Genomic DNA, 26578 nt, shown 5'->3' on the forward strand with positions numbered 1-26578 from the left:
GTGGGGAGGTTGAACGGCTCGGGCCGGGTGTCGGGGGTGCCGGACTCCGTCGACGGGCCGGTGTCGGACAGATGGCCGACGGGGGCAACCTCCGGACCCGGAGGGCCGTCTCCCTTTCGGAGCTGATCACGAGGGACGGAGGCACACGCGTGGGGGACGTGTCGGTACAGGCCCTGGACGCGTTGCCGTGGGAGCGGCTGGTGGCGGTGTACCCGACCGCGTCGGCCAAGGAGGTGCACCGGGTACTGCGCCATCTCCTCAGCAGCGGTCCGGCCTCGACCGAGGACGACTGCGCGCCGCTGTTCTCCGGCCTCTCGCTGGAGGGGAGCGGTGTCAGCTCGGCGGCCACGGCCACGTTGCCGTTCGTCGTGGCGCTCGCCGCCGACCCCCGCACGGGCGCACGGGCGACACTCGTGGAGCTGCTGGGCAGCCTGGCCCGGAACGCCGAACACTGCGCGCCGCACCTGGTGGACCCGGGCTGGCCGGACGCCTGGGAACAGCAGCGCCCGGCGATCCAAGCCCTGCTCACGGACCCTGATCCGGTGGTACGACGACATGCCGTGCCCCTCGCGGAGGGTTCCGCCCGGTTGCTGGAGCGGTGGCGGGCCGAGCCGGACCTGTCGGTACGGCTGCCCGTGCTGTTCACGTTGGCCCGGTTCCCCGAGGACACCGAGGCCCGCGCGGTCCTGGCCGAGGCACTCCGCGACGACGACCCCGTCGTACGGGTCGCGGCCGTGCACGCCGTCTCGGAGACGGACCCGGGGATCGCGCTGCGGGAGCGGGAGCAGTTGCTGGCGGACCTCGTCGATCCCGCCATACGGGCACGCCGGGAGGCCGTCTGGTACCGGCCGGACGTGGAGCACCCGTACACCCGCGAGGCGGTCGCCTTCTGGACAGCCGTCCTGTTCGAGGACACGCCCGCCGAGGCGACCGCGTTCCTGACCCGGCTGGCCGCGGCGGCGGACCCGGCCGAGGACACCGACCTGCTGCTGGCCGTGCTGGATCACTCCTGGCGGCTGCTGACCCGTCGGCGGTCCGTCGAAGCCGCGCTGCTCCCGCTCGCGGGCGGTCTCCTGGACCACCCCGACCCCGCCGTGCGCTACCGGGCCGTGCACCTCCTCGCCGCCCTCGGCCCCTGTGCCGCGGCCCACGCCGACGCGCTCGCGGCGCTGCTCGACGACCCCGGGGAGGACGAGTTCCTGGAAGGCACCGTCGGCGAGCTCGCCCGCTGGGCGCTGGCCCGGATGAACGACGCGCGGGCGCTGCCGGGCCTGGTCGAGGGACTGTGCGCGACATGGCGCGGGCGCCAGGACCGGGGTTACGTCCTCAGCGACGCGCGCAGCCCCGACCTCGCGGACCTCCTGGGCCCGCTCCGGGCTCACGCGGACACGCTCCTGCCGGCGGTACGGGAGGAGTTGCGGCGGGAACTGGCCGACCCCGACCTGCCCGGCTGGGTGCCGGCCGACCTCCTGGCGACGCTCAAGGCCTGGGGCACGGTCGCGCTGCCCGCGCTGCCGGAGGTCACGGCCTACCTGGCGGACGACTTCCGCCGGCACGACGCCGCCGAGGCTCTGGCGGCGATGGGCCCCGCGGCCGTTGCCGCCGCGCCCGCCGTACGCGAGCGGATGGCCCTCGAACCACCGGGGAACCACCGGTGGTTGCAGTGGATCCTGTGGCGCATCGGCGGCGCGGACCCGGCCGAGACGCTCCGGACGCTCGCGGAGACCCTGCCGAAGCCGGGCGAGCCGCCGTACTTCCCGTACGCCTGGCTCGCCGGCTTCGGCCGCCGGGCCGAGCCGTACGCCGACGAGCTGCGGCGCCTTCTCGCGGAGGCCGAGGACCGGACCCGGGTGGAGGTGGCGGCCGCCCTCTGGACGGTGACGGGCGAACCCGAGCCCGCCCGGCCGATCCTGGAGCAGCAGGTTCTCTCGTTCGTCGCGGGGGACGAGTACTACGGGCTGTTCCATACGGCGTTGCGGACGCTGATCCGCTTCCGTGCGATCGGCCCGACGGTACGGGACGCCCTGCGGGGCCTGCGCGACGAGGACCGCCGTCTGTCCGCGTACGGCGACTACCGCGCGATCCTCCAGGACGAGGAGTTCCGCGAGCTGATCGACGAGGCGCTGGCCGGGTGAACTTGGCGGGACCGGGTCGAGCACCACGCCCGGTCCCGCCCGTCCGCGCTGGACGGCGAACGGTCGGTGAGGGGCGCTACCGCTTCGCCACCTTGCGCGTGGCCCGCAGCCACTCCTTGTTCATGCCGGTGATGGACACCAGCGGGATGCCCTTGGGGCAGGCGGTCGCGCACTCGCCGGTCAGCGTGCAGCCGCCGAAGCCCTCCTCGTCCATCTGCGCCACCATGTCCAGCACCCGCGTCTCCCGCTCGGGCGCGCCCTGCGGCAGCACGTTCAGATGGTTGACCTTGGCCGAGGTGAAGAGCATCGCGGCTCCGTTGGGGCACGCGGCGACACAGGCCCCGCAGCCGATGCACTCCGCGTGCTCGAACGCGAAGTCGGCGTCCGGCTTGGGGACCGGCGTGGCATGGGCCTCCGGCGCGGCACCGGTCGGCGCGGTGACGTAGCCGCCGGCCTGGATGATCCGGTCGAAGGCGGTCCGGTCGACGACCAGGTCCTTGATGACCGGGAACGCCGACGCCCGCCACGGCTCGATGTCGATCGTGTCGCCGTCCTGGAAGGACCGCATGTGCAGCTGGCAGGTCGTGGTGCGTTCGGGGCCGTGCGCGTCCCCGTTGATGACCAGCGAGCACGCGCCGCAGATGCCCTCGCGGCAGTCGTGGTCGAACGCGACCGGGTCCTCGCCCTTGAGGATCAGCTCCTCGTTGAGGGTGTCGAGCATCTCCAGGAACGACATGTCCGAGGAGATGCCGTCCACCTCGTACGTGGACATGGCGCCTTCGGCGTCGGCGTTCTTCTGCCGCCAGACGCGCAGGGTGAGCTTCATGCGTAGCTCCGCTGAGTGGGATGGACGTACTCGAAGACCAGGTCTTCCTTGTGCAGAACGGGGGCGGCACCGGTCTCGGTGAACTCCCAGGCGGTCGCGTAGGCGAACTCCTCGTCCCTGCGGGCCGCTTCGCCGTCCGGGGTCTGGGACTCCTCGCGGAAGTGACCGCCGCAGGACTCGGCGCGGTGCAGTGCGTCGAGGCACATCAGCTCGGCGAGCTCCAGGTAGTCGACGACGCGATTGGCCTTCTCCAGCGACTGGTTGAACTCCTCGCCGGTGCCGGGGACCTTGATGCGCCGCCAGAACTCCTCGCGGATCTGCGGGATGCGCTCCAGGGCCTTGCGCAGACCGGCGTCGGTGCGGGCCATGCCGCAGAACTCCCACATCAGTTCGCCGACCTCGCGGTGGAAGGAGTCCGGCGTGCGGTCGCCGTCCACGGACAGGAGCAGATGGAGCCGGTCCTCGGTCTCCGCCAACACCTCCTGGACGACGGGGTGTTCGGTGGTGACCGTGTCCTGGTGGGGGTTGCGGGCGAGGTAGTCGTTGATGGTGGCCGGCAGGACGAAGTAGCCGTCCGCCAGGCCCTGCATCAGCGCGGAGGCGCCGAGCCGGTTCGCGCCGTGGTCGGAGAAGTTGGCCTCGCCGATCGCGAACAGGCCCGGGACGGTGGTCTGGAGGTCGTAGTCGACCCACAGCCCGCCCATCGTGTAGTGCACGGCGGGGTAGATCCGCATCGGCACCGTGTACGGATCCTCGTCGGTGATCCGCTGGTACATGTCGAAGAGGTTGCCGTACTTGGCCTCGACGGCCTTGCGCCCCATCCGCTCGATGGCGTCCGCGAAGTCGAGATAGACGCCCTGCCCGCCGGGCCCGACGCCCCGTCCCTCGTCGCAGACGTTCTTGGCGGCGCGGGAGGCGATGTCCCGCGGGACGAGGTTGCCGAAGGACGGGTAGATGCGCTCCAGGTAGTAGTCGCGCTCGTCCTCGGGGATCTGGTTCGCGGGACGGGTGTCGCCCTTGGCCTTGGGCACCCAGATCCGGCCGTCGTTGCGCAGCGACTCGCTCATCAGCGTGAGCTTGGACTGGTGGTCGCCGGTGCGCGGGATGCAGGTGGGGTGGATCTGGGTGAAGCAGGGGTTGGCGAAGTAGGCGCCGCGCCGGTGGGCCCGCCAGACGGCGGTGGCGTTGGAGTTCATGGCGTTGGTCGACAGGTAGAAGACGTTGCCGTAGCCACCGCTCGCCAGGACGACGGCGTCCGCGAAGTAGGTGGAGATCTTCCCCGTGACGAGGTCCCTGGCGACGATCCCGCGCGCCTTCCCGTCGACGACGATCAGGTCCAGCATCTCCGTACGCGGGTGCATCTCGATGTTGCCCGCGGCGATCTGCCGGCTCAGCGCCTGATACGCGCCCAGCAGCAACTGCTGCCCCGTCTGACCGCGGGCGTAGAAGGTCCGCGACACCTGTACGCCGCCGAAGGAGCGGGTGTCGAGCAGACCGCCGTACTCCCGGGCGAACGGCACGCCCTGGGCGACGCACTGGTCGATGATCTCGACCGAGATCTGCGCCAGCCGGTGCACATTCGACTCCCGCGCCCGGAAGTCGCCGCCCTTGACGGTGTCGTAGAAGAGCCGGTGGACGGAGTCGCCGTCGTTGCGGTAGTTCTTCGCCGCGTTGATGCCGCCCTGCGCGGCGATCGAGTGGGCGCGGCGCGGGGAGTCCTGATAGCAGAACTGGACGACGTGGTAGCCCTGTTCGGCGAGCGTGGCACCCGCGGAGCCGCCCGCGAGGCCGGTGCCGACGACGATGACGGTGTGCTTGCGCCGGTTGGCGGGGTTGACCAGCTTGGCCTCGAAACGGCGCTTGTCCCAGCGCTCGTTGACGGGGCCGGAGGGGGCCTTGGCGTCGACGACCGGCTCGCCGGTCCCGTAGTCCGTGAAGGAAGTCATGTTCAGCTCACCACTCCGGTCATGACGCCCACCGGTACGGCGATGAAGCCGACCGTGAGCAGCAGCGCGAGGATGTCGGCCGTGGCCTTGAGGGCGCGGTCGCGGGTGCGATTGCCGGCGCCGAGGGTCTGGGCGGCACTCCAGAAGCCGTGCCGGATGTGCAGGCCCAGGGCGAGCATCCCCACGATGTAGATGACGTTGCCGTACCAGGTGGAGAAGGTGTCCACGACGTTCTGGTACGGCCGCCCCTCCTGGAAGCCGCCCGGGTGCACGGTGCCGGTCGTCAGGTCCAGCAGGTGCCAGATGATGAACAGGCCGAGGATGATCCCGCCCCACCGCATGGTCCGCGTCGCGTAACTGGCCCGCGCCTTCTTGTGCACGTACTTCGTGGGGCGCGCCCTGATGTCGCGGCGGCTGAGCTGGTACGCCGAGGTCGCGTGGGCGACCACCGCGACGACCAGCACCACCCGGATCAGCCACAGCGTCCACTCGTAGTGCATGAAGGGCTCGCCGAGCGTGCGCAGCCAGTGCGCGTAGTGGTTGAACTCGCCCGGCCCGAAGAAGATCTTCAGGTTGCCGATCATGTGGACGACCAGGTACATCAGCATGATCAGCCCGCTGACCGCCATCACGGTCTTCTTGCCGAGGGAGCTGTCCCACATGGTGCGTGCCATGGACGGTCGTCGGTCCGTCCGCGTTGCCAGAGCCATGACCCAAGACGCTAGGGCCCAAGGGCCCGATCGGTCCAAGACATGGTCCGGCTTGATTCGATAGGCAGGGGCTATCGTACGAGGATGCAGTTCCAGCAGCTCCAGTACTTCGTGGCGGTCGCCGAGACCCGGCACTTCACCCGGGCCGCCGACCTCGTCCATGTCGCGCAGCCGTCCCTGTCCCAGCAGATCAAGGCGCTGGAGCGGGAGCTCGGGGCGGACCTGTTCCTGCGGGCCCGGGGCAACATCACGCTCACCGACGCGGGCGAGGCCCTGCTCCCGCTGGCCCGGCGGATCCTCGCCGACGCGGACACGGCCCGGCACGAGGTGCAGGAGCTGGTGCAGCTGCGCAGCGGCCGGGTGCGCCTGGGTGCGACACCGAGCCTGTGCACGGGTCTGCTCCCCGATGTGCTGCGCGCCTTCCACGACCGCTATCCCGGTATCCGGCTGATGATCGAGGAGGGCGGCTCGCACGACCTCGTACGGGAACTGGCCCGCGGCGCCCTCGACCTCGCCCTGGTCGTCCTCCCGCTGCCGACCCCCTCACCGGCCCTGACGACGGTGGAGCTGCTGCGGGAGGACCTGGTCGTGGTGTCGTCCCCGGAGGCGCCCAAGCCGGGCGACGGCCGGCGCACGGTACGCATCGCCGACCTGGAGGGCGAGCGTCTGGTGATGTTCCGGCACGGCTACGACCTGCGCGAACTCACGGTCGCCGCATGCCGCGCCGAGGGCTTCGAGCCGGACTTCGCGGTGGAGGGCGGCGAGATGGACGCGGTCCTGGGCTTCGTCAGGGCGGGGCTGGGCGTGGCCGTCGTACCGCGCATGGTGGCGGCCCGGTCGGGGCGGGGGCTGCGGGTCACCCCGTTGGCCCGGCCGGGACTGCACCGGACCATCGCGCTGGCCCACCGCAGCGATGTGGCCCCGCCGCGGGCGGCGCGGGAGTTGCAGCGTATGTTGCTGGAACGCTGAGACGGAGGGGCCGTTGGATCCGATGTACCGGCCGGGCGACGTACTGCGCGTGAGCTGCCCGGACACCCCGGCCACGGTGACGTGCGTCTCCCGGGACCACATCGGCCTGGACTGGCCCTGGTGGCGGCGCGACCCCGACTGCGACTGGATCCACTGGAACGGGCAGGTGGCCCTGCCGCTCGCCACCACTCCCGGCGACCGCTCCCTCTTCCGCACCGATCCGCCGCCGGACCGGCTCACCACGGGCGACACCTGCGTGGTCGGGATCCCCCCGACCGTCGTGCACGTCATCCGCGTCGACCGCTTCGACCCGCCGCTGGAGACCGGACGGTTGCCCCGCCCCACGGTGTGCGTGACGGTGCTGGAGGCCGGTGTGGCCCGCGACCCGGAGCCCGGGGAGTTCGACGAGCAGGGCGAGGAGTTCTACCCCGAGGACGACATCCCCCTCGTCTGCGAACTCCTGCTGCGTCCCTACGCGTTCCTCGAACCCGGCGACGAGATCGCGGACGCCGCGGGGCGGGCCTGGCGGTTCGACGGGCCGTGGGAGTGGTGGCCCTTCGACGGGGGCGAACCGGGCACCCCCGTGTGGCCGTTGACCCTGCTCGCCCGGAAGGGCGGCCCGCTCGTGCCGGGTCCGGTCGCGCGGGCCACCGCGACCGGCTCGCATACGGCGGAGGCCGCGCGATGGCGGGCGCTGACGCGGGTGCGGCCGCCCGGCGGCGCGGGGTCGTGACGGCTCGCCCCGTCCCGCGCCGCCGTACGGCCGTGGCGGCTCAGCCCGTCGCGTCCACCAGCGCCAGCTCGTGCAGCCGCTCCGGCGGGCCCGGGCGGGCGTAGTACCAGCCCTGGGCCGTGTCGCAGCCCAGTATCCGCAGCTGTTCGGCCTGGGCCCCGGTCTCCACGCCCTCGACCGTGACCGCGAGGTCCAGGCTGTGGGCCAGGGAGACGATCCCCTCGACGATCTTGAGGTCGACGGGGTCCGCCGGGAACTGCTGCATGCTCTGGGTGAAGGAGCGGTCCAGTTTGAGGATGCTCACCGGGAGGCGGCGCAGGTTGGCGAGGTTGGAGTAGCCGGTGCCGAAGTCGTCCAGGGCGATGTCGACGCCCATCTCGGCCAGCCGGCGCAACGGCTTCAGCAGGTCGTCGTCCGCGCCGATCAGCGCCGACTCGGTGACCTCCAGGCACAGCGCGTCCGGCTCCACGCCCGCGCGCTCCAGGATGTCCACCGTGTCCTGCACCAGTCCTGGGTGGGTGAGCTGGCACGGCGAGAGATTGACGTTGATGCGGAGCGGACCCGCTTCCTCGTGCCGTTCTCTCCACGCGCGGGCCTGGCGGACCGACTGCTCAAGGACCCAGCGGCCCAACGGGACGATCAGGCCCGTGTGTTCGGCGAGCGGGATGAAGCGGTCGGGGCCGAGGACGCCGTGCTGCGGGTGCAGCCAGCGCACCAACGCCTCCGCGCCGCGCACGCTGCCGTCGCCGAGGTGCACCAGCGGCTGGTACTCGATGAAGAACTCACCGCGCTCCAAAGCCGTCGGCAGCGCCGTGGTGAGCCCGTGGCGGGTGATCGCGCGGGCGTCCGCCTCCTCGTCGGCGAGCTCGAAGCGGTTGCCGCCCGAGGCCTTGGCCCGGTACATCGTGATGTCCGCGCTGCGCAGCACCTCCGCCGCGCTGCGCTCCCCCGCCGGGCCCTCGACGATGCCGATGCTGCCGCGCACGGTCAGCTCCCGGCCGTCGACGCTGACCGGGGCGAGCAGCGCGTGCATGATCCGCGAGGCGAGCTCGTCGACCTCGCGCTCGGTGTCGGTCCCCGTCGTCAGCGCGACGAACTCGTCACCGCCCAGACGGGCGACCATCTCACCGGGCGCGGTCGCGCAGGACTGCAGCCGGTCGGCGACCTCGACGAGCAGCCGGTCGCCGGCCGCGTGGCCGAGGCTGTCGTTGATGGTCTTGAAGCCGTCCAGGTCGAGGTAGCACAGGCCGAAGCGCTGGCCCTCGCCGGCGCCCAGCGCCTTCTCCAGCCGCTCGAAGAAGAACGTGCGGTTCGGCAGGCCGGTGAGCGCGTCGTGCGTGGCCTCGTAGCGCAGCCGCAGGTTGAGCAGCCGGCGCTCGGTGGTGTCCTCCATCAGCGCGAGCTGGTACTGCGGGTTGCCGTCCGCGTCCCGGAGCAGGGAGACCGTCAGATTGGTCCACAGGACCGTTCCGTCAGGGCGGGAGAACGCCTTCTCCAGGTGGTAGTGCTCGCGCTCGCCGCGGACCAGTTCGTCGTAGAGGGTCCACGTCTGCGGCGCGTCCTCGGGGTGGGTCCACTCCATGACGTTGCGGCCGCGCATCATCTGCTCGGAGATGCCGAACATCCGCAGCAGCGCCTCGTTGACCTGGAGGATGTTGCCGTCGAGGTCGGCCATGCCGATCCCTATGGCGGCGCCCTCGAAGACCGCGCGGAAGCGGGCCTCGCTCGCGTGCAGCGCCTGCGCCACCACGCCCTGGGCCTTCAACGCGGCCGCCGAGATGGCCTCCTGCTCGGCCAGGGTCCGCTCGCGCAGCGCCGCGGCGAACCCGGCGGCCATGGCGTGCTGGAGCCGCGAGGCGCGCACCCGCAGGTCCTCCTGGGCGCCGTCGCCGCCGCAGTACAGCACGAGGTAGGCGTCGACGCAGTCCAGGGTCCGGCTGAGCGCCTCCGGGTCGGTGCAGTGCACCGTGACGAGCGCGGCGCCGAGCGCGCGGCCCTCGTCCGCGTCGAAGGTCCTCGCCCGCAGCGCCTCGCTCAACCGGCGGGCCAGCGGCAGCAGTTGTTCCTCGAACTCGGGCCGGGTCGAGGACGTCGTGGTCACCGGGAAGACGGCCCGGCTCCAGATCGTCGCGAACCGGCGCAGTCTTCCCTCCGGCCCGTCCGGCTCGGCGATCACGCGGTACGCCCCACGCCGGCGAACCCGGAGAAGGCCCAGGGATCCTCGTCGTCGGGGTCCCAGGTCTCCGACTCCGGCCGCCAGCGCGGCATCGGCACCAGTCCCGGTTCCACCATGTCGTACCCCTCGAAGAACCGCGCGATGTTCTCGCGCGAGCGCATGATCAGCGGGTTGCGGATGTCCTTGTACACGTCGACCGTGCCGGCGGCCCGCTCGGGTGGCAGCGGGATTCCCTCGTAGGAGGCATGCGTGAGCACCAGCAGACTGCCGGGCGCGAGCGCGTCACGCAGCTCGGCCACCGCACCGTACGGGTCGTCCTCGTCTTCCACGAAGTGCAGTATGGCAACGAGAAGCAGCGCCACCGGCCGGTTCAGGTCGATCAGTTGCTGTACTTCGGCGCTCGCGAGGATCTCCTGGGGCTTGCGGAGGTCCGCGGCGACGACGCCCGCGTCCGGGTTGCCGCGCAGGACGGCCTCGCTGTGGGCGACCGCCACCGGGTCGTGGTCGACGTAGACGACCCGCGCCCCGGGGCTGGCGGACTGGGCCACCTCGTGGACGTTGCCGAAGGTCGGGATGCCCGAACCGATGTCCAGGAACTGGGTGATGCCCTGGTCCGCGGCGAAGCGCACCGCGCGGCGCATGAACGCCCGGTTCGCCTGCATGATCTTGGGGAGTCCCGGCATGAACTCCATCGCCTTGCGGGCCGCCTCGCGGTCGACCTCGAAGTTGTGCGAACCGCCCAGGTAGAAGTCATAGATCCGCGAGACGCTAGGCACCGAGATGTCGATGCTCCGTGGGGCCCAGGCGGGACGCTCCATCTATCTCTCCAAGGCGTAGGCGATCCGGTGTTCGAGCTGAGGCTACTGATCGCCTGCCAAAGGAGCGAGCGGAACCGGAAATTGACCGTCCGTTCCCGGTCACTGCCTGCGGCACGTGCCGGGTTGACCATGCCCAACTCCCGCTGAAACAAGGCAAAACGGCCCGCCCCCCGCGTGCGGTGCGCAGGGGGCGGGCCGGTGGACCGCGCGCGGTGCGTGCGGTCCGGGACTCCGCTGTCGCCTCGGACCTCCCTTCCGCGGTTCGGTACTTACGGGTGGGGCTGTTCGGCCCAGGGGAGACGGCCTACTTCTTGATCGGCTTGCCGTCAGGCGTTATGGCGTACCAAGTGCCGCCGACGCCCTGGCCGTTGGTGTCCCCGGGCTTCTTGTCACCGGCGAAGGTGTAGATCGGCACACAGTCGATGGTCTGCTGCTTCAGTCCGTCGGGCCGGTCGAAGACCACGTAGCCCTGCCCGGTGGGACCGGACCCCTTCAGATTGATGCCCTTGGTGTCATCGGCGTCGACCGGTGCGATGACCGGCCACTTCTCCAGGCACTCGCCGGTGCACGCCGTCTTCATCGGCCAGGGCGAGTCCTTCATGAAGCGGTAGACCGTGTGGCCGTTCTTGTCGACGACGATCTCGCCCAGGTTGGGGTCCTGACGGGTGGACAGCCCGGGCAGGTCGGCCGCCTCGGCGCCGCCCCCGCCCCCGCCGCCGCCGGCCTTCTTGCCGTCGGCGGCCAGCGCGTACCACTTGCCGCCCACACCCTGGCCGTTGACGTCCCCGGCGTTGACGTCCTTGACATAGCGGTACGCCGGCCAGCCGCCGATCGTCAGCTGCTTGCTGCCGTCGGAGCGGGTGACCTCGCCGAGCAGCGACTTGTCGATGCCGTCGCCGGCCGTGGCGTCGTCCGCGGGCACGGGCGGCCAGGTCGTCGCGCAGTCGCCGTCGCAGCTGGACTTCGGCGGTTCGGCGGTGTCCGTGTCGAAGCGGTAGAGCGTCAGCCCGCCGCTGTCCGTCAGCACCTTGCCGAGCTCGGGGTTGGTGACGACGGCCAGCTTGCCCGCGGAGGCGGCCGGGGCCGCAGCGGAAGCCGAGGGGCTCGCGCCCCCGTTGCCCAGGCCGGATCCGATGCCGGTGCCCGCGCTGCCGTAGCCACCGGCCGCGGCCGTCGCGCCGACGTTCTGGCTGCTCGCGGACGGGGCTGCTTCCTGGCCGCACGCCGTCGTCAGCGCCAGCACCGCCGCAGCGCTCGCCACGAGCGATGCACTCCGCCAGGAGGTCTTCATCGTCAACTCCCCAAAGTTGTACGGGTGTTGCGACGCGCCTTCTGCGCCGCCGCACGGCCATGAGTACGGACGGAAGTGGCTGTTGTGTTCAGCGGAGGCACATTTTTCTTTTGGGAGCCTGTGACACGGGCCGCTCACTCGTTCGGGGCAATCCATCGGTACCCGGGAGCGGGACAGCGCGTTCTGGGTTCATGATCTCCGTCGTGCAGCGACCCGAACCGACCCAATACGCCCCGACCATACGGGTGTTGTTGTTCTTGGCACTGACATGGCTGGCCGTCGGCGTACCGGCGAACACGGCGGCCGCCGACGCCTGCGCGTCCGCCTCGACCGGGCCGGACGGCATCCAGGCGGTGGCGGTGGCCGGAAGCCTCACCTGGCCGACTCCCCCGTCCTGCCCGACGCCTTCGCCGCCCCCCACGCCCACGCCGACCCCCACACCGAGCCCGACATGTCCACCCGAACCGTCACCGACGCCGCCCCCGAAGCCGAAGCCCACCCCGACACCCACGCCCACACCGACCCCGCCGCCACCGGCGCCGGCTCCCCCCGCCCCGCAGCCGGCGGCACCCCCGCCCCAGCCGGCTCCCACCCCGACCCCGACCCCCACGCCTCCACCCCCGCCGACCCCGACCCCGACTCCCGCCCCTCCGGCCGAGCCGGCCCCGGCCCCCGCCGCGGCCCCGGTGCACTATCCGGCGTACAAGGCCCCGGCGCCCCCGCGTGCCGCCCGCGGCGGCACGTCGCCGCTCACCTTCGTCCTGCTCATCACGGTGCCCGCGCTGGTCGCCGTCGCCGCGCTGCGTCCGCGCTGATCCCTGGAGGCATCCCTTGCCGGAATGGCTTGTTCTCACCCTCGCGATGCTGGCCGCCTGTGGCGTGGTGGTCGTCATCTCCGTCATCCGCCACAAGGCGGCGGCCCAGGACGAGGACCCCAGCGAGACCCCGGACGTCATCGAGTACATGACGATGTGGATCGGCGTGGTGTACGCCATCGTCCTGGGCCTGGCCATCGCGGGCGTCTGGGAGGGCCGCAGCGCCGCCCAGGACCACGTCCAGGCGGAGGCCGTGGCCCTGCACGAGATCTCGGAGCGCGTACGGGTGTACCCGGCCGACGCCCGCGACCGTATTCGGGACGATGTCAACGCCTATGTCGGACACGTGGTGAACACCGAGTGGAAGGCGATGGCCGACCACGGAGAGGCCACGCAGCGGGGCGCCGACCTCCTGGAGCGGATCCGCCACGACGTCACCGACTACGAGCCGAGGACGGACTTCCAGGCCCAGGCCTACCAGCCGCTCGTCGACCAGGTGGCCGCGGCCGACCAGGCGCGCACCGCCCGTATCAACTCGATGGGGGCGACGATGCCGGGCGTGGTGTGGTTCGGGCTGATCGGCGGGGCCGTCGTCACCATCGGCATGGTCCTGGCCCTGCAGATCCGGCGTACGGCGCGCGAGCTGATCCTCGCCGGCATCTTCTCCGCGCTGATCGCCTTCCTGCTCTTCCTGATCTGGGACTTCGACGCGCCCTACAGTCGGGGCATCACGGCGTCGGCGGAGCCGTTCCTGAACCTCTTCCCGGACGCCAAGGCCTGACGCGCCCTCACCTGACGGTCCGGCCCAGGGACGGTCGCCACGCCGCCGCCGTCCCCCGGCCGGCCCACATCTGTGACCCATTCGCCCGACAGCGTTCGCGCACATGTGCGCACCTTCCTAGCGTTCCGATCATCGAGGTGCATTTCTGGCGCAAGCGGAAAAGGTCCGCTGCTGCTCCTCGGGGACCCGGAGGATTCACCATGCGCGCGATACGCGTAGCCTCGGCCGCTCTGCTGGGCGTCAGTGCCCTCGCCCTCGCCGCACCGGCCGCCGTCGCCAAGGGCGACAACATCACGCCGTTCGGCTTCAGCGTCCTGCCGTCGACCGTCGCGGCGGGCGGTCAGGTCACTCTGCAACTGGAGCGGGACAAGGGCGGCTGTGTCGGGTCCGCGACGGTCAGCTCGGGGGTGTTCGACACGATCTCCATCCCGGGCAACCGGTCGTCGGCGACGGCGGTCGTCGACTGGGACGCCAAACCGGGCGCCACGTACAAGGTGACGTTCTCCTGTGACGGGGTCAGCGGTTCGACGCAGCTGACCATCGCCACCGGCCGCACGAACCCCACGCCCTATCCGTACCCCAACCAGGGTGTGCACGCCGGTGAGGGCGGCACGATCGCCGGGTTCGACCTCAAGGAGATCGGGCTGGGCGCCGCGCTCATCGCCGGCTCGGTCGGGGCGGCGTACCACTTCTCGCGCCGCCGCACCGGCGAGGACGGCACCTGACCGCTCCCCCGCGCAGGCCTTCGCCCCGGAACCCTTCCCAGGGTCCGGGGCGAAGGCCTGCGCACGTGCGCGCGGCTGTCTCCGAAGGGGGTGATCAGATGCGCTTCTCCGAGCGGCGGCGCATCCAGAACACCCCACCGCCGACGGCGGCCGCGGCCACGAGCCCGCCGCCGATGGCCATGTCGGTCGGGGTCGCCCCGGTCGAGCTGCCGCCGCCGAGGCCGCCGCGGACACCGCCGATGACCGTGAAGGCGTCGCTCCTGGTGAGCGGGTTGCGGCCGCCGGTGCAGTTGACCGTGATGGAGTACATGCCCGGGCTCGCGGTCGAGCTGACGGTGGCCGTCCCCCTGGACTGGCTGCTGGAGAACGGTGTCAGGGTCACCGAACCGGTGAACGCGGGCGAGGTGGCGGTGCCGCCTTGGGGGCAGTTGTCGACGGTGATGGTCAGCTGACCACCGCGGGCGATGACGCTGGGCAGGGCGACGATGTTGCTCGGGCTGACGGCGCTGCCCGGACCGCCCGGCATCCCGTCGCGCGCTGCGGCGGCGGGGGCGGCAAGTCCGAGGGCGGCGACCGCGGCGACGGTGGCCGCCAGGGCACGGGTGGTACGCATGTGATCCTCCGCGGAAGACGCCCCGGGAACGGTCCCCGGTGGATCGGCGAGAAAGCGCCTCCCAGAAAGACCCTCAGATGCCGTGCACGCGGGCGCATTTCGGCGATGGTCCGTCCTGGTGAGAGGACACGCCGAACGAAAAGCGCACAATCGGATATTGCCGCAGGTCACGGACCGTCAGAAAATTCCTGCCGTCGGCAACTCGGATGGCGCACCCACGGCGATGGGGGCCACCCGTTCGCTTCTGTCACGTCGCCGGTTCCGTCCGCGGTACTTAGCGTTCTCGTATGCGCGAATGACGGGGCGACGGCCGCGTCGAGAGGGGAAGTCGAATGTCTGCGTCCGAGCTGGCCGATCTGGCCGAAGAGGAGGAGCGGCGGAAGAAGCGCGCTCCTTGGGGCGTGATAGCGCTTGTTCTGCTGACCGGCCTCGCTCTCATTCGGAACGGTTCGGGAGAGTTCGATGTGGGTCCGCCGCAGCCGGCGACCGCCGCTGCGGCGGACAGCCGCGTTCCCGGCACCTTCGCCGGATCGGCGGCGGCACAGCCGTTCTCCGAGCCCGACCGCATCAGGATCCCGGCGATCCAGGTCGACGCGCCGGTCATGCCCGTCGGCCTGGACGCCGACGGCTGGGTGGGCGCGCCGCCACCGGAGGACCCGAACCTGGCCGGCTGGTTCACCGGCGCCGTCTCTCCCGGTGAGAAGGGCACCGCCATCCTCGTGGGCCATGTCGACAACAAACTGGGCCCCGCCGTGTTCTACGGACTCGGGGCCCTGAAAAAGGGAAATCGCGTCGAGGTGCAGCGCAAGGACGGCAAGACGGCCGTGTTCGAGATCTACGGCATCGAGGTCTTCGAGAAGAACAACTTCCCGGGCGACCGCGTCTACGGCTCCAAGGGCACACCGGAATTGCGTGTCATCACCTGCGGCGGAGGTTTCTCCGAGCAGAACGGTTACGCGGGGAACGTCGTCACCTTCGCCCGCCTGGTCGAGGTCCGCTGAGCGGCCCCGACCGGGCGGGCCGATCCGGCGTTATGCGTAGTGCCGTCTGGGGACGGTGATGTGATACCCGGAGTCCAGGAGCTGCGGCAGATAGTCGCGCAGCGCCCGGACACTCTGGGAGCGGTCGCCCCCGGCGTCGTGGGAGAGCACCACGACGCCGGGGGCGGCGCCGTTCTCGACCCGGCCGACGATGGTGCGGGCCGCGGGGGCGGTCCAGTCGAGGGTGTCCACGGTCCAGGCGAGGGGTTCCATGCCGAGTTCGGCGCCGAGCTGGAAGGCGGCGCGGTTCCAGGCGCCGTAGGGCGCGCGGAACCACTCGGGGCGTTCGCCGTAGGCCTCCTCGATGACGTCGCAGGTGCGTTCCATCTCGGAGCGGATACGGCCCCGGCTCAGCCGGGTGAGCAGCGGGTGGGACCAGGTGTGGTTGCCGACGGCATGGCCCTCCTCGGACATCCGGGCCAGCAGGTCCTTGTTGTCGACCGCCATCTCGCCGCACACGAAGAACATCGCGCGGACGTCGTACTCCGCCAGGGTGTCCAGGATGTCGGGGGTGTAGCGGGGGTCGGGCCCGTCGTCGAAGGTCAGCACCATGGTGCGGCCGCGCCCGGACACCCGTAGCAGCGGTTCGTGGCGCACCAGGGTGCGGCGGGGGGCGGTGCGCGGTGGGCCGTAGCCGGTCAGGGGCTGGAGGCGGTAGGCGGACGGCTTGAGCGGGCGGCGCGCCTGGGGGCCCGCGGCGGGGAGCACGGGCCGCTTGGGGGTGTCGCCGGCGCTCGCCGCGAACAGTCCGGCCGTGCCGGCCGCACCGACAGCGGCGGCCCCGGCGAGCAGGGCCCGGCGGCGCGAGAGCAGCCGTGTGAGGAACTGATCCTTCGTCATGACTCATCAGTCGCCCGAACCATGACCGACGCACCAGGACTACACCGGTGCGGCGGCAGGAAAGCACCCGCCCGGCCTATGACGGATCGTCAGCGGCGGCGTACCAGCGGGAAGGGCAGCGTCTCCCGGATCGTCAGGCCGGTGAGGAACATGACGAGCCGGTCGACGCCGATGCCGAGGCCTCCGGTGGGCGGCATCGCGTACTCGAGGGCGTCGAGGAAGTCCTCGTCGAGTTCCATCGCCTCGGGGTCTCCCCCGGCGGCGAGCAGCGACTGGGCGGTGAGGCGGCGGCGCTGCTCGACGGGGTCGGTGAGCTCGGAGTAGGCGGTGCCCAGTTCGGTGCCGAAGGCGACGAGGTCCCAGCGCTCGGCGAGCCGCGGGTCCTTGCGATGCTGCCGGGTGAGCGGGGAGACGTCGGTCGGGAAGTCCTTGTAGAAGGTGGGCAGCTGGGTCTTCTCCTCGACGAGCCGCTCGTACATTTCGAGTACGACGTCCCCGCGGCCGTCGTCGCCGGTGTACGGCACGCCCGCGCGGTCGCAGAGCCGGTGCAGCCGCAGCAGTTCGGTGTCGGCGTCGATCTCCTCCCCCAGCGCCTCGGAGATGGCGCCATAGACGGTCTTGACCGGCCAGTCACCGGAGATGTCGTACTCGGTGCCGTCCTTGCGGGCGATCGGCGAGCCGAAGGCGGCGGTGGCGGCGCCCTGGACGAGTTCGCGGGTGAGGTCGAGCATGACGTCGTAGTCGGCGAAGGCCTGGTAGGCCTCCAGCATCGTGAACTCGGGGTTGTGCTTGTAGGAGACGCCCTCGTTGCGGAAGGTGCGGCCCATCTCGAAGACCTTCTCCAGGCCGCCGACGCACAGCCGTTTCAGGTACAGCTCGGGGGCGATGCGCAGATACAGGTCGAGGTCGTAGGCGTTGATGTGGGTGGTGAAGGGGCGGGCGTTGGCGCCGCCGTGGATCTGCTGGAGCATCGGCGTCTCGACCTCGAGATACCCGCGGTCCAGGAGGCCCTGGCGCAGGGCCTGTACGGCGGTGGAGCGGGCGCGGACGACGTCGCGGGCGGCGGGGCTGGAGACGAGGTCGAGATAGCGCATGCGGACCTTGGCCTCGGGGTCGGTCAGGCCGCGGCGTTTGTCGGGGAGCGGGCGCAGGCACTTGCCGGTGAGCTGCCAGGAGGTGACGAAGACGGTGGGTTCGCCCTTGTCGCTGAGGCCGGCCGGGCCGGTGGCGGTGATGTGGTCGCCGATGTCGGTGCCGGTGCGGAAGTCGTCGAGGCCGCCGCGGTCCCGGGTGAGGGCGAGTTGGTGGTCGCCGGACCAGTCCCGCAGGGTGACGAAGACGATGCCGCCGAGATCGCGGACCCGCATGACCCGGCCGGCGACGGTGACCTGTTCGCCCGCGCGGACCTCGGCGAGGGTGTGGGTGCGCGGCGGGATGCCGACGGGGTAGGGGTCGATGCCCTCGGCGCGCAGCCGGTCCAGCTTCCGGTGCCGGATGCGGGCCTGTTCGGGCAGGCCCGCATCCGGGCCGGCGGCCCCGGCCTCGTCCCCTCCGTCGAGGCCGAGCGCCGACAGCGGCGGCAGACCCTCGGTGGTGGCCGGCCGCGGCCCGGCCTTCGGGTGCCCCTTTCCCCAGAGTTTGCGCAGCGACGGTACGGAGACGAAGCCCTCGGCGATGCCGGAGGCGAGGCCGATGCGGGCGAGGGCGCCGGTGTCGCCGTAGCAGATGAAGCGCGGGTACCACTCGGGGCGGTACTTGGCGTTGGAGCGGTAGAGGGCTTCCAGTTGCCACCACTTGGAGAAGAACAGCAGGAGTCGGCGCCAGAGGCGGAGCACCGGTCCGGCGCCGATGCGGGCGCCCTCCTCGAAGACCGAGCGGAAGACGGCGAAGTTGAGGGAGATCCGGCGGACGCCCGACTTGGGTGCCACGGCGCACAGTTCGGCGACCATGAACTCCATGACGCCGTTGGGTGCGCTGCGGTCACGGCGCATCAGGTCGAGGGAGACGCCGTCGGTGCCCCAGGGCACGAAGGACAGCAGGGCGAGGAGCTTGCCGTCCTCGCCGAGGGCCTCCACGAGGAGGCAGTCGCCGTCGGCGGGGTCGCCGAGGCGGTCCAGGGCCATGGAGAAGCCGCGTTCGGTCTCGGTGTCGCGCCAGGCGTCGGCCCTGTCGACGATCTCCTCCATCTCCGCGTCGGTCAGGGCGGAGTGGCGGCGGATGCGGCAGTGGGCGCCGGTGCGGCGGACCCGGTTGACGGCCTGCCGGGTGACCCGCATGTCCCGGCCGCCCAGGTCGAAGTCGGCCACGTTCAGGATCGCCTCGTCGCCGAGCTGGAGGGCGCCGAGTCCGGCGCGGGCGTAGGCCCTGGCGCCGTCCTCGGAGGCGCCCATCGCGGCGGGCGCCCAGGCGTGCCGGCGGGCCGCGTCGAGCCAGGCGGCGATGGCGTGCGGCCAGGCCTCGCGGTCGCCCACGGGGTCGCCGCTGGCGAGGCAGACGCCGGCCTCGACGCGGTAGGTGACGGCGGCCTTGCCGCTGGGCGAGAAGACGACGGCCTTGTCGCGGCGGGTGGCGAAGTAGCCGAGGGAGTCCTTCTCGCCGTAGGCCTTCAGCAGCGCCCTGATGCGGGCCTCCTCGTCGCCGTGCAGGGCCGCTTCCAGGCGCTGGGAGCGGAAGAGGGTGGCGGCGGCGTTGAGGAGGGCGAGGGCGCCGAAGAGACCGAGGAGGAAGAACAGGGCGCGGGGCGGTGCGCCGTCGAAGGAGCGGCTGGAGACCAGGCCGCCGCAGACCCGGTTGGCGGCCCACAGCAGGCGCTGGCCGCGGGGCAGCGTGCCGGGGAAGAGCTCGACCAGGCCCCAGCCGGCCAGGATGCCCAGGACGAGACCGGCGAGCAGGACCAGGACGGCCCGTCGCACGGCGGCGCGGCGGGAGGCGCCGTAGAACTCCTGGCGGGCGACGACGAGCAGGGCCAGCGCGAGCGCGCACACGACGAGGGAGGGGATGGAGTCGGCGTAGAGGCCGACGGCCACGCCCAGGGCGTCGACGAGGACGAGCAGGCCCAGGTAGACGACGACCAGCCACCAGGCGACCTTCTTGCGGGCGGCGGTGGCGCCGGCGAGCAGGAAGAGGAAGGCGGCGTAGGCGAGGTTGGCGCTGACCGGGACGATCAGCAGGTCGAGCAGGCGGACGACGGGGCGCAGGAGTCTGCGCAGCGGCGGGATGAGGGCGAGCAGCAGGCACAGCAGTCCGAGGGCGCCGAAGAAGGCCGCGAAGCCTTCCGGCACCCTGCTGAGGAGGCCGCTGCCGGGCCGTCGTACCCGGCCCGTGGTGTCCTTCGCCGGTACGGCCTCGACGGTGGCACTCATGTTCCGACTGTAGGAACAGCCGGGCCGTGTCGCTCGTCGGGAGGCCCCGCTCGGCGGCGGGATCCGGGGATTCCGATAGCCTCCAGCCGTGACGGAACAGCACTCGCACCGGTTCGAGCGGGGCACGGACGGGCCGAAGGTCATCGTGGTCGGGGTGGACGGCTCCGACTCCTCCCTGCGGGCGGCGGCGTACGCCGGCGGTCTGGCCCGCCGCCAGCACGCTCTGCTGGCGCTCGTGTACGTGCAGCCGGTGATGGCGGCGGGCGCGGCGCTCGGGGCGCCGGTCTCGGAGACGACCGACGAGATCGCCGAGGATCTGGTCGCGCAGATCCGGCAGGCGACCGAGCAGAACAAGGGCATATTCGACGTGCACTGGGAGTTCCACACCTTCCGCGGCGACCCCTACGGCGGCCTGGTGAAGGCCGCGGACGAACTCAAGGCGGACGCCGTGGTGGTGGGCGCCTCCGAGCAGGCCGGCCACCGGATCGTCGGCTCGGTCGCGGTGCGTCTGGTGAAGGCGGGGCGGTGGCCGGTGACGGTCGTCCCGTAGCGGGTCACCCCGTCGCCCGCAGTGCCTCCTCGCGCAGTCTGTCGAGGACCTTCAGGCCGCCTTCCGCGTCCATGCGCCGCGTGGTGACCCGATCGGGGTAGCACCTCCTGAACATCGAGGTGAAGTGGGTGCCGTAGTGGATGTACTCGTCGCCGTCCGGTCGGGACAGGGGGCGCGCCACGGCGTTGAAGGCCGGTTCGTGGAAATAGGCGAGGGTGTAGCGCTCGCGGTCGGCCAGCCGGACCTTGTGCGGGGTCGACAGCAGGGTGCCGTCGGTCATGAACTGCATGATGTCGCCGGGGAACACGGTGAGGACGCCGGGAACCGGGGTGACGTAGGTCCACGGCTCGTCGTGTTCGTAGCGGCCGGCCATGGACTCGTCGGGGAGCCAGTTGCGGCCCCGTCGCTCGCCGGGCACGGGCGGGCGGATGTGGAGGCCGCCGACCTCGTCCTGGGCGGCGATGACGAGCAGCCCGTAGTCGGTGTGGGAGCCGATGCCGCGTGCGGAGCCGGCGTCGGCGGGCGGGAAACGCAGGACCCGCATGTGGTGCCAGCCGTCGGCGGTGAGGCGGGTGAAGCGGTCGGGGTCGTCCAGACCGAGCCCCAGCGCGACCAGTCGCAGCAGCCGGTGGCCGATGCCGCCGACGGCGGCCATGTAGTCCTTCATGGCACGGGCGTAGGAGGCCGACGGCCAGGGCGCAGGGCCGTGGCACGGCCAGTGCTCGATGACGCGGCGGTCGTCGGCGGGGATGTCGGGGCACACGGTGAAGATCTCCGAACCGTCCTTCTCCCCCGCCGTCTCCTCCTCACCGGAGGCGACGTAACCGCTGTAGGTGAGGTCGGAGACATGAGCGGCCTTCTCCTCGAAAGGTCTGCCGCAGAAGGCCCGGGAGGCGGCCAACGCCGTTTCCATGGCGGCCTGTTGGGCGGGGGTGGCCCGGATCTGGAAGATGCCGTCCGACTGCCAGGCCGCGATGAGGTCCTGTCCCAGGGGCCGATGGGCACGGGTGACGGCGGACGGTAAGCGGAAGGTCTGAAGGGGCGTCAAGGTTCGTTTGTCGCTGCTCATTCGAGATACTCCGAGAGCGATACGAGTGGTTGCGCGACAAACTACTGCCGCCTCCTTCCTCCTGAACAGTCATTCAGTTCACGTGGTCCCGCCATGTATCCGCGGGGCGTCTGGCGCCCCGGGCGCGGGTGGACGGACGCCGGGCGTTTGCCGGGCGGGAAGCGACGTCTCCCACCGCCGGACTCCGGGCGGGTGAGGGCGGCTCCGGGGCGTTCTCCGCCGCAAACCCGCCCGGCGCGTCCACGAGACGGACATGGGCCGGGGGCACCGGCCGGACCGGTCGCCCGGGCCGCGCCGGCCGACCGCCATCGACGTAGGCGGCATCAGCCCCCGTGCGTCACAGGGTGTGCAGGAAGTCGAGCACGATCTCGTTGAACCGCTCCGGCGTCTCCATGTTCGGGTAGTGCGAGGTGCCCTCGATCAGCACCGAGCGCCCGTTCGGGACCGTGCGGGCGAACCTCTCCGCGTCGGCCAGCAGGTCGGGGGAGTCGAGGGCGCCGTTGACCATGAGCACCGGGACGTCGATCTTCGGCACCCGGGACCAGGTGTCGGTCATGGGGACGTGCCAGTTGCGCTCGCCCGGGGTGTGCTTGGCGATGGTGTGCAGGGCCATCTCCTGGACCCGTTCCAGGATGGCGGGGTCGACGTCGTCGACGGTGCGGTTCACTCCGGCCACCGCGCTCAGGAACACCTTCAGCCAGCCCTCGATGTCACCGGCGTTCAGGGTGCGGGCGGACTCGGCCACGAACTGGAGGGTCCGCGGATCCGAGTACTGGAACTCGCTGACCGTGGCGCCGCCGAGGACGACCCCCCTGACCAGCTCCGGGTACTCGATCACGGTGTCGCTCGCGGCGGCCGCGCCCATCGACACACCGACCAGCACCGCGGGACCGGCGTCGAGGTGTCGCAGCAGGCCGGCGAGGTCGTCGGCCCAGCGGAAGGGCTCGCTCGCGTTGGCGGACCAGCCGTGGCCGCGGATGTCCGCCGCGACCACCCGGTACCCGGCCGCGGTGAGGGCCGGTATCTGCGCCTCGAAGACGCGGTGGTCGGTGTAGCCGGAGTGGAGCAGGACCACGAGGTCGCCGGTGCCGGTGTCGCGGTAGGCGATGTCGCCGTCGGCGGACGGGAAGTAGCTCAGTTCCGAAGCAACTGTCATGACAACCAAGGTGTCATCTTCGGGCGGCTTTGACAACCCGGTTGTCATGATGGTCCGGTGCATGATGACCTGGTGAACGACGACATCGAGGAACCACTGCCGCCCGACGAACTCGGCCACCGGGTCAGCGAGGTGTTCGACCTGATCGGCGCGCTCTACCGGCGCGGTCTGCGCAAGCTGGAGCAGAGCGAGGAGGTCGAGGGGGTGTCCGTCGGGGTGCGTTCCGTGCTCGTCCTGCTGCACCGGTACGGGCCCATGACGGTGCCGCAGATGGGCCGGATCATGGCGCTGACCCGGCAGTTCGTGCAGCGGATGGCCAACGAGGCGATGGAGCGCGGCTGGGCTGAGGCCACACCCAACCCGGCGCACCAGCGGTCCTCGCTCATCCGCATCACGGGCGACGGCGAGGCCGTCATCACCGCGATCCTCGCGCGCGAGCACGCCCTGAACCGGCAGGTCGGCGGCGGGCTGACCGAGGCCGAGCTCACGGCGTGCACGCGCGTGCTGAAGGAGATGCTGAGGACGTTCGACCACGTGGACGTGGACTGACCTCCCGCTCCTCCTCCGTCGCTACCTCCCCATCGTCAGACCGTCCTTCGCCGCGCCCCGGCTCAGCACCACGTCCCGGATGCGGTCGCGCACACCGGTCAGCTCGGCGCCCCGCGCGATCACCTCGTTGAGGTTCAGCACCCGGCCGGCGTCGATGTCGAACAGCTGGGGGATGAACTCGGCCTTCCGCACCTCCCAGCGGCCACCAGGCTTCGCCGGCGGGACGAAGGAGAAGCGGGCGATGGTGGACTGGTTGCCGCGCGGGTCCTGTGCGCCCAGGTGGTTGAACATCTCGCCGGCGACCTGGTCGCCCATGCCGTAGACCACCCAGGTGCCGTTGACCTTCTCGTAGGCCTGCGGGACATGGGCGTGGGTGCCGAGGATCAGGTCGATGTCGGGGCGGCCGTCCGTGCGGGCCGCGGTGAGGGAGCGGGCCAGCGTGAGCTGCCGGTCGTCGGGGGCGTCCTGCCATTCGGTGCCCCAGTGCACGGAGACGACGACCACGTCGGCGCCGGCCTGCCGGGCGGCGCGGGCGTCGGCGAGGATCCTGCCCTCGTCGATGAGATTGACGGCCCAGGGCTGCCCCGGCGGCAGGGGGTAGCCGTTGGTGTCGTAGGTGTACGCGAGGTGGGCGACCTTCGCCGGGCCCGCGCTCAGCACCGTGACGGTCCGCGCCTCGGCCTCGGTGCGGGCACTGCCGGCGTGCCGTACGCCCTGGCGGTCGAGGGCGTCGAGGGTGCGGCCGATGCCCTGGGCGCCGTCGTCGAGGCTGTGGTTGGAGGCGGTGGAGCAGCCGTCGTAGCCGGTGGCGGCGAGGCCCTGGGCGACTTCGGGCGGGGACTTGAAGGCGGGGTATCCGGTGTAGTCGCCGTCGGCGCCGTAGACGGTCTCCATGTGACACAGCGCCAGATCGGCGCGGGAGACCAGCGGCTCGACGCCGGAGAGCATCGGGCGGAAGTCGTAACCGGTGCCGCCCGCGTCGAAGCGGGCGCGGTCGATGATGGAGCTGTGCGGGAGGACGTCGCCGGAGGCGACGAGTGTGAAGCCGCGGGACCCGTCGGCGGACGGGGCCGGACGGCCGGGGCGTTCGGGAGATTCGTGGTCCTGGGCCTGGCAGGCGGCGCCCGCGGCCAGGAGGGCCGTGAGGGCCAGGGCCACCTGTCGTCTGCGTGCAATCATCAGCTCACCCCACTGTGATCATATTTACGCACAAATACGTACGAAGATGAGCACAGCCGCAAACTGCCCGGGCATGTTCCTTCGCCCTATGGGCGATGTGGAGGGAACCGTTCGTCGTACCGTTCGTCGACGCGATCGACCGTCCGCCGCAGATCCGGGTGCGCGCCCTGTCCCTCGCGGTCACGCTGCGATGCCATACGGCCATGACGGCCGGAACCACGCTCACGAACGGGACGACCGCCGAGCACGAGCTCGCCGCACTGCAGCGGGAGCACGGCCGGCCGCTCTTCGCATTGCTGCTGCGGCTGTGCGACGGAGACCGGCAGCGCGCCGAGGACCTCGTCCAGGAGACCCTCGTACGGGCCTGGCAGCATCCCGAGGCGCTGCGCGCGGACGACTTCGACTCCGTACGCCCCTGGCTGCTGACCGTGGGACGGCGGCTGGCGATCGACGCACGGCGGGCCCGGCAGGCGCGGCCGCCCGAGGTCGGGGACGCGATCCTGGAGAACGCGCGGGTCTGCGCCGATCACGCCGAACGGGCGGCGGCGGCCCTCGATGTGCGCGAGGCTGTGAAGACACTCACTCCGGAGCACCGTGAAGTCCTGGTGCTGGTGTATTTCCAGGGTGCGAGTGTGGCGGAGGCCGCGGCAGCCCTCGGGATTCCGCCCGGTACCGTGAAGTCCCGCGCGTACTACGCGCTGCGTGCCCTGCGCCGGGTCCTGCCCGGATATGCGGCCGACCTGCGCTGAAACCCATGTTGCGGCAAAGCCTTCGTAAAGCGCCTTGCTGAGGACCATGGTTGAGTAATCGGCTGTCTTCATCCGTGTTCCGCACTGGGGCCCGGCAACGGGCGACGCGCACGCACCGGAGGAAGGCAGGAAGGGATGCTGCACAGAGGTCAAGAGAGCACGGACGGCGCCGGCGGCGGTGAACTCACCGTCCCCATGGCCTGGTTGTACGCCGAGTACATCGCCGACGAGCTGCTGCGGACCGGCGATCTGATGCCGCCGACGTCCTTCGAGTTCCGCGCCGGGCGCGACGCCCTGGCGCTGACCATCTTCCTGTCCGACACCGACGGCGAGCTGTCCGGCATCCGGGTCGTCTCCCAGCTGGAGACCTGGCTGTCCCTGACCGCGTACGACCAGCCGTGGCAGGACTGGGTGCGCGAGCGCATGGCGGGGCTCGCGGCCGAGGCGATCGAATCCGGGGCGCCCTCGCCCGATCTGGACCTGGCCGAGGTGGCCTGGCAATGGTTGGAGGAGACCGAGCTCCTCGCCCCGGACCTCAACGCGGTGCCGGGCGGCGGCTCGGGCATCGGGGAGGACGAGGGTCCGCAGGTGTGGACGAAGGCCTGGCAGCTCGGGCTGCCGCTCGGGCATCTCGCCATCCATCTGTTCTGAGCCGTGCCCGGCCTCGGGTTCCGGCCGCGCACGGCCGTGCAGGGAGCGGTCCCGGACTTTTTTCGAACGGGACCAATCCTCGCGCCGGGCGGCTCCGAATCCAAAGGTTGCGATTCTGCGCGGGGCTTGAGTGATTCGACGGTCCGCTGCGTACGGGTGGGAGCAAGGAGTAACCCCACCCCCACCCAACGGCACGAGGATTCCGCATGAGGTCCCAGGAGAGGCATCGCGACGTCGCCGCGTACGCGCTCGGCGTGCTGGAAGAGGCGGACGCCTTCCGCTTCGAGGATCACCTCATGGAGTGCCCTCGGTGCGCGGCGCACGTCACCGAATTCGGCCCCATAACCCGTCAGTTGATGCTGTACCGGCGCTCCACCCCGCAGTTCGTGAGTCCGCTGGCCAAGCCCGGCCCCCGGATGCTGGACCGGCTGCTCTCCGAGGTCGGGGCGCGCCATCGGTCCGGACGCAGGCGGTTCCTGTGCGCCGTGGCGGCGACCGTCGCGTTCGCGGTGGCCGGACCCGGGATCGTCGTCGCCGCCGGAGGCGGCGGGGGCAAGGCCCAGCAGATCGAGGCGACCGACGCGCGGTCCGGGGTATGGGCCCAGGTCACGGCCGCGGACGAGACCGCGGGCACCCAGGTGGAGCTCAAGGTGAAGGACGGGGCGGGCCCCCGCACCTGTCTCCTGGTGATCGTCGGCCACGACGGCACCGAGGAGACGGTCACCACCTGGAGCGTCCCGCGCCACGACGCCCGTGAGCTCGTCATGAACGGCGCCTCGTCCTACCACCCCGACCAGATCGCCCGCTACGAGGTCCGCACCACCGACGGCGAGCACCTGGTGACACTCGCATCCGGCTGAGGGCGAACGCGCGGCACGGTTCCGGCGTCTCAGGA

Annotated in this window: 24 protein-coding genes; 12 read left to right on the forward strand and 12 right to left on the reverse strand. The window is 71.4% G+C overall.

Translation table 11 applies throughout. The annotated features are described in order from the left end of the window. The first annotated feature begins 149 nt into the window (after window positions 1-149). The gene (locus ACFY0U_RS23650; protein ID WP_388638848.1) at window positions 150-2135 is read left to right on the forward strand and encodes a hypothetical protein; all 1986 of its coding nucleotides are present in this window, start codon (window positions 150-152) and stop codon (window positions 2133-2135) included. Window positions 2136-2211: 76 nt separating this feature from the next. Here the strand turns inward: ACFY0U_RS23650 and ACFY0U_RS23655 are convergent, their stop codons facing one another. From ACFY0U_RS23655 to ACFY0U_RS23665, 3 genes are read right to left on the reverse strand one after another with little or no spacing between them, the layout of a single operon-like run. After that, window positions 2212-2961 (reverse strand): succinate dehydrogenase/fumarate reductase iron-sulfur subunit, encoded by a 750-nt coding sequence (locus tag ACFY0U_RS23655; protein WP_388638850.1) that lies wholly within the window; start codon window positions 2959-2961, stop codon window positions 2212-2214. After that, window positions 2958-4907: a fumarate reductase/succinate dehydrogenase flavoprotein subunit gene (locus ACFY0U_RS23660; RefSeq protein ID WP_388638852.1), complete on the reverse strand. Its 1950-nt coding sequence runs from the start codon at window positions 4905-4907 to the stop codon at window positions 2958-2960. Before ACFY0U_RS23660 ends, ACFY0U_RS23655 begins: the two co-directional genes overlap by 4 nt. A 2-nt stretch (window positions 4908-4909) precedes the next feature. Next, window positions 4910-5581: a succinate dehydrogenase gene (locus ACFY0U_RS23665; protein ID WP_388638854.1), complete on the reverse strand. Its 672-nt coding sequence runs from the start codon at window positions 5579-5581 to the stop codon at window positions 4910-4912. 120 nt (window positions 5582-5701) lie between these two features. Between ACFY0U_RS23665 and ACFY0U_RS23670 the strand changes: the two genes are divergently transcribed. Next, window positions 5702-6586: a LysR family transcriptional regulator gene (locus tag ACFY0U_RS23670; protein ID WP_046258338.1), complete on the forward strand. Its 885-nt coding sequence runs from the start codon at window positions 5702-5704 to the stop codon at window positions 6584-6586. Window positions 6587-6608: 22 nt separating this feature from the next. After that, on the forward strand, window positions 6609-7319 hold the full coding sequence (locus ACFY0U_RS23675; protein WP_388638988.1) for a hypothetical protein: 711 nt from the start codon (window positions 6609-6611) through the stop codon (window positions 7317-7319). 40 nt (window positions 7320-7359) lie between these two features. On the opposite strand, the gene ACFY0U_RS23680 is transcribed toward ACFY0U_RS23675, so the two are convergent. From ACFY0U_RS23680 to ACFY0U_RS23690, 3 genes are all read right to left on the reverse strand, one after another. Next, a complete protein-coding gene (locus tag ACFY0U_RS23680) occupies window positions 7360-9495 on the reverse strand; it encodes a putative bifunctional diguanylate cyclase/phosphodiesterase (protein WP_388638856.1) in 2136 nt (711 codons plus the stop codon). Beyond that, window positions 9492-10313 (reverse strand): SAM-dependent methyltransferase, encoded by an 822-nt coding sequence (locus tag ACFY0U_RS23685; RefSeq protein ID WP_388638858.1) that lies wholly within the window; start codon window positions 10311-10313, stop codon window positions 9492-9494. The genes ACFY0U_RS23680 and ACFY0U_RS23685 overlap by 4 nt, the downstream gene beginning before the upstream one ends. A gap of 304 nt (window positions 10314-10617) precedes the next feature. After that, window positions 10618-11604, reverse strand: a complete 987-nt coding sequence (locus ACFY0U_RS23690; RefSeq protein WP_388638860.1) for an SCO0930 family lipoprotein — start codon at window positions 11602-11604, stop codon at window positions 10618-10620. Window positions 11605-11861: 257 nt separating this feature from the next. Between ACFY0U_RS23690 and ACFY0U_RS23695 the strand changes: the two genes are divergently transcribed. The 3 genes from ACFY0U_RS23695 (at window position 11862) to ACFY0U_RS23705 (ending at window position 13925) form a co-directional block, all read left to right on the forward strand. Beyond that, window positions 11862-12419: a hypothetical protein gene (locus ACFY0U_RS23695; protein ID WP_388638862.1), complete on the forward strand. Its 558-nt coding sequence runs from the start codon at window positions 11862-11864 to the stop codon at window positions 12417-12419. A gap of 16 nt (window positions 12420-12435) precedes the next feature. Beyond that, window positions 12436-13200 (forward strand): DUF4239 domain-containing protein, encoded by a 765-nt coding sequence (locus ACFY0U_RS23700; protein WP_388638864.1) that lies wholly within the window; start codon window positions 12436-12438, stop codon window positions 13198-13200. A 200-nt stretch (window positions 13201-13400) separates the two neighbouring features. Beyond that, on the forward strand, window positions 13401-13925 hold the full coding sequence (locus ACFY0U_RS23705; protein ID WP_388638866.1) for a hypothetical protein: 525 nt from the start codon (window positions 13401-13403) through the stop codon (window positions 13923-13925). A gap of 94 nt (window positions 13926-14019) precedes the next feature. Here the strand turns inward: ACFY0U_RS23705 and ACFY0U_RS23710 are convergent, their stop codons facing one another. Beyond that, window positions 14020-14538, reverse strand: coding sequence for a hypothetical protein (locus ACFY0U_RS23710; RefSeq protein ID WP_388638868.1), 519 nt, complete (start codon window positions 14536-14538; stop codon window positions 14020-14022). A gap of 332 nt (window positions 14539-14870) precedes the next feature. Here ACFY0U_RS23710 and ACFY0U_RS23715 point away from each other — a divergent pair, with 332 nt between their 5' ends. Continuing rightward, window positions 14871-15539, forward strand: coding sequence for a class F sortase (locus tag ACFY0U_RS23715; protein WP_388638870.1), 669 nt, complete (start codon window positions 14871-14873; stop codon window positions 15537-15539). A 30-nt stretch (window positions 15540-15569) separates the two neighbouring features. Here ACFY0U_RS23715 and ACFY0U_RS23720 read toward each other — a convergent pair whose 3' ends face one another. Together ACFY0U_RS23720 and lysX are read right to left on the reverse strand one after the other, a co-directional pair. Then, on the reverse strand, window positions 15570-16418 hold the full coding sequence (locus ACFY0U_RS23720) for a polysaccharide deacetylase family protein (protein ID WP_388638872.1): 849 nt from the start codon (window positions 16416-16418) through the stop codon (window positions 15570-15572). An 89-nt stretch (window positions 16419-16507) separates the two neighbouring features. After that, on the reverse strand, window positions 16508-19780 hold the full coding sequence (gene lysX / locus ACFY0U_RS23725) for a bifunctional lysylphosphatidylglycerol synthetase/lysine--tRNA ligase LysX (RefSeq protein ID WP_388638874.1): 3273 nt from the start codon (window positions 19778-19780) through the stop codon (window positions 16508-16510). Between the two features lie 88 nt (window positions 19781-19868). Here lysX and ACFY0U_RS23730 point away from each other — a divergent pair, with 88 nt between their 5' ends. Continuing rightward, entirely contained in the window at window positions 19869-20330 is a 462-nt protein-coding gene (locus tag ACFY0U_RS23730) for a universal stress protein (protein ID WP_388638876.1), read from the forward strand. Window positions 20331-20334: 4 nt separating this feature from the next. On the opposite strand, the gene ACFY0U_RS23735 is transcribed toward ACFY0U_RS23730, so the two are convergent. Both ACFY0U_RS23735 and ACFY0U_RS23740 read right to left on the reverse strand, forming a co-directional pair. Further along, the gene (locus tag ACFY0U_RS23735; RefSeq protein WP_388638878.1) at window positions 20335-21378 is read right to left on the reverse strand and encodes a 2OG-Fe(II) oxygenase family protein; all 1044 of its coding nucleotides are present in this window, start codon (window positions 21376-21378) and stop codon (window positions 20335-20337) included. 358 nt (window positions 21379-21736) lie between these two features. Next, window positions 21737-22555: an alpha/beta fold hydrolase gene (locus ACFY0U_RS23740; protein ID WP_388638880.1), complete on the reverse strand. Its 819-nt coding sequence runs from the start codon at window positions 22553-22555 to the stop codon at window positions 21737-21739. A 57-nt stretch (window positions 22556-22612) separates the two neighbouring features. Here ACFY0U_RS23740 and ACFY0U_RS23745 point away from each other — a divergent pair, with 57 nt between their 5' ends. Continuing rightward, window positions 22613-23104 carry a MarR family winged helix-turn-helix transcriptional regulator gene (locus tag ACFY0U_RS23745; RefSeq protein WP_388638882.1) on the forward strand — a complete coding sequence of 164 codons (492 nt, stop codon included), beginning with the start codon at window positions 22613-22615 and terminating at the stop codon, window positions 23102-23104. 21 nt (window positions 23105-23125) lie between these two features. Here ACFY0U_RS23745 and ACFY0U_RS23750 read toward each other — a convergent pair whose 3' ends face one another. After that, window positions 23126-24283, reverse strand: a complete 1158-nt coding sequence (locus ACFY0U_RS23750; protein WP_388638883.1) for a CapA family protein — start codon at window positions 24281-24283, stop codon at window positions 23126-23128. Between the two features lie 203 nt (window positions 24284-24486). Between ACFY0U_RS23750 and ACFY0U_RS23755 the strand changes: the two genes are divergently transcribed. From ACFY0U_RS23755 to ACFY0U_RS23765, 3 genes are all read left to right on the forward strand, one after another. Then, complete coding sequence (locus tag ACFY0U_RS23755; RefSeq protein WP_388638990.1) at window positions 24487-25032, forward strand: sigma-70 family RNA polymerase sigma factor; 546 nt, start codon at window positions 24487-24489, stop codon at window positions 25030-25032. Window positions 25033-25167: 135 nt separating this feature from the next. Further along, complete coding sequence (locus ACFY0U_RS23760) at window positions 25168-25683, forward strand: hypothetical protein (protein WP_388638885.1); 516 nt, start codon at window positions 25168-25170, stop codon at window positions 25681-25683. 206 nt (window positions 25684-25889) lie between these two features. Next, window positions 25890-26543, forward strand: coding sequence for an anti-sigma factor family protein (locus tag ACFY0U_RS23765; RefSeq protein ID WP_388638887.1), 654 nt, complete (start codon window positions 25890-25892; stop codon window positions 26541-26543). Window positions 26544-26578: the final 35 nt, after the last annotated feature.

This window comes from Streptomyces sp. NPDC001536 (assembly GCF_042894505.1).
Lineage (GTDB): Bacteria > Actinomycetota > Actinomycetes > Streptomycetales > Streptomycetaceae > Streptomyces.

Excerpts from the sequence above, each read along its gene's own strand:
- ACFY0U_RS23655 (WP_388638850.1), bottom strand. The coding sequence starts at position 2,961 with ATGAAGCTCACCCTGCGCGTCTGGCGGCAGAAGAACGCCGACGCCGAA.
- ACFY0U_RS23660 (WP_388638852.1), bottom strand. The coding sequence starts at position 4,907 with ATGACTTCCTTCACGGACTACGGGACCGGCGAGCCGGTCGTCGACGCC.
- ACFY0U_RS23665 (WP_388638854.1), bottom strand. The coding sequence starts at position 5,581 with ATGGCACGCACCATGTGGGACAGCTCCCTCGGCAAGAAGACCGTGATG.
- ACFY0U_RS23670 (WP_046258338.1), top strand. The coding sequence starts at position 5,702 with ATGCAGTTCCAGCAGCTCCAGTACTTCGTGGCGGTCGCCGAGACCCGG.
- ACFY0U_RS23675 (WP_388638988.1), top strand. The coding sequence starts at position 6,609 with ATGTACCGGCCGGGCGACGTACTGCGCGTGAGCTGCCCGGACACCCCG.
- ACFY0U_RS23685 (WP_388638858.1), bottom strand. The coding sequence starts at position 10,313 with ATGGAGCGTCCCGCCTGGGCCCCACGGAGCATCGACATCTCGGTGCCT.
- ACFY0U_RS23690 (WP_388638860.1), bottom strand. The coding sequence starts at position 11,604 with ATGAAGACCTCCTGGCGGAGTGCATCGCTCGTGGCGAGCGCTGCGGCG.
- ACFY0U_RS23705 (WP_388638866.1), top strand. The coding sequence starts at position 13,401 with ATGCGCGCGATACGCGTAGCCTCGGCCGCTCTGCTGGGCGTCAGTGCC.
- ACFY0U_RS23710 (WP_388638868.1), bottom strand. The coding sequence starts at position 14,538 with ATGCGTACCACCCGTGCCCTGGCGGCCACCGTCGCCGCGGTCGCCGCC.
- ACFY0U_RS23715 (WP_388638870.1), top strand. The coding sequence starts at position 14,871 with ATGTCTGCGTCCGAGCTGGCCGATCTGGCCGAAGAGGAGGAGCGGCGG.
- ACFY0U_RS23720 (WP_388638872.1), bottom strand. The coding sequence starts at position 16,418 with ATGACGAAGGATCAGTTCCTCACACGGCTGCTCTCGCGCCGCCGGGCC.
- lysX (WP_388638874.1), bottom strand. The coding sequence starts at position 19,780 with ATGAGTGCCACCGTCGAGGCCGTACCGGCGAAGGACACCACGGGCCGG.
- ACFY0U_RS23740 (WP_388638880.1), bottom strand. The coding sequence starts at position 22,555 with ATGACAGTTGCTTCGGAACTGAGCTACTTCCCGTCCGCCGACGGCGAC.
- ACFY0U_RS23750 (WP_388638883.1), bottom strand. The coding sequence starts at position 24,283 with ATGATTGCACGCAGACGACAGGTGGCCCTGGCCCTCACGGCCCTCCTG.
- ACFY0U_RS23755 (WP_388638990.1), top strand. The coding sequence starts at position 24,487 with ATGACGGCCGGAACCACGCTCACGAACGGGACGACCGCCGAGCACGAG.
- ACFY0U_RS23760 (WP_388638885.1), top strand. The coding sequence starts at position 25,168 with ATGCTGCACAGAGGTCAAGAGAGCACGGACGGCGCCGGCGGCGGTGAA.
- ACFY0U_RS23765 (WP_388638887.1), top strand. The coding sequence starts at position 25,890 with ATGAGGTCCCAGGAGAGGCATCGCGACGTCGCCGCGTACGCGCTCGGC.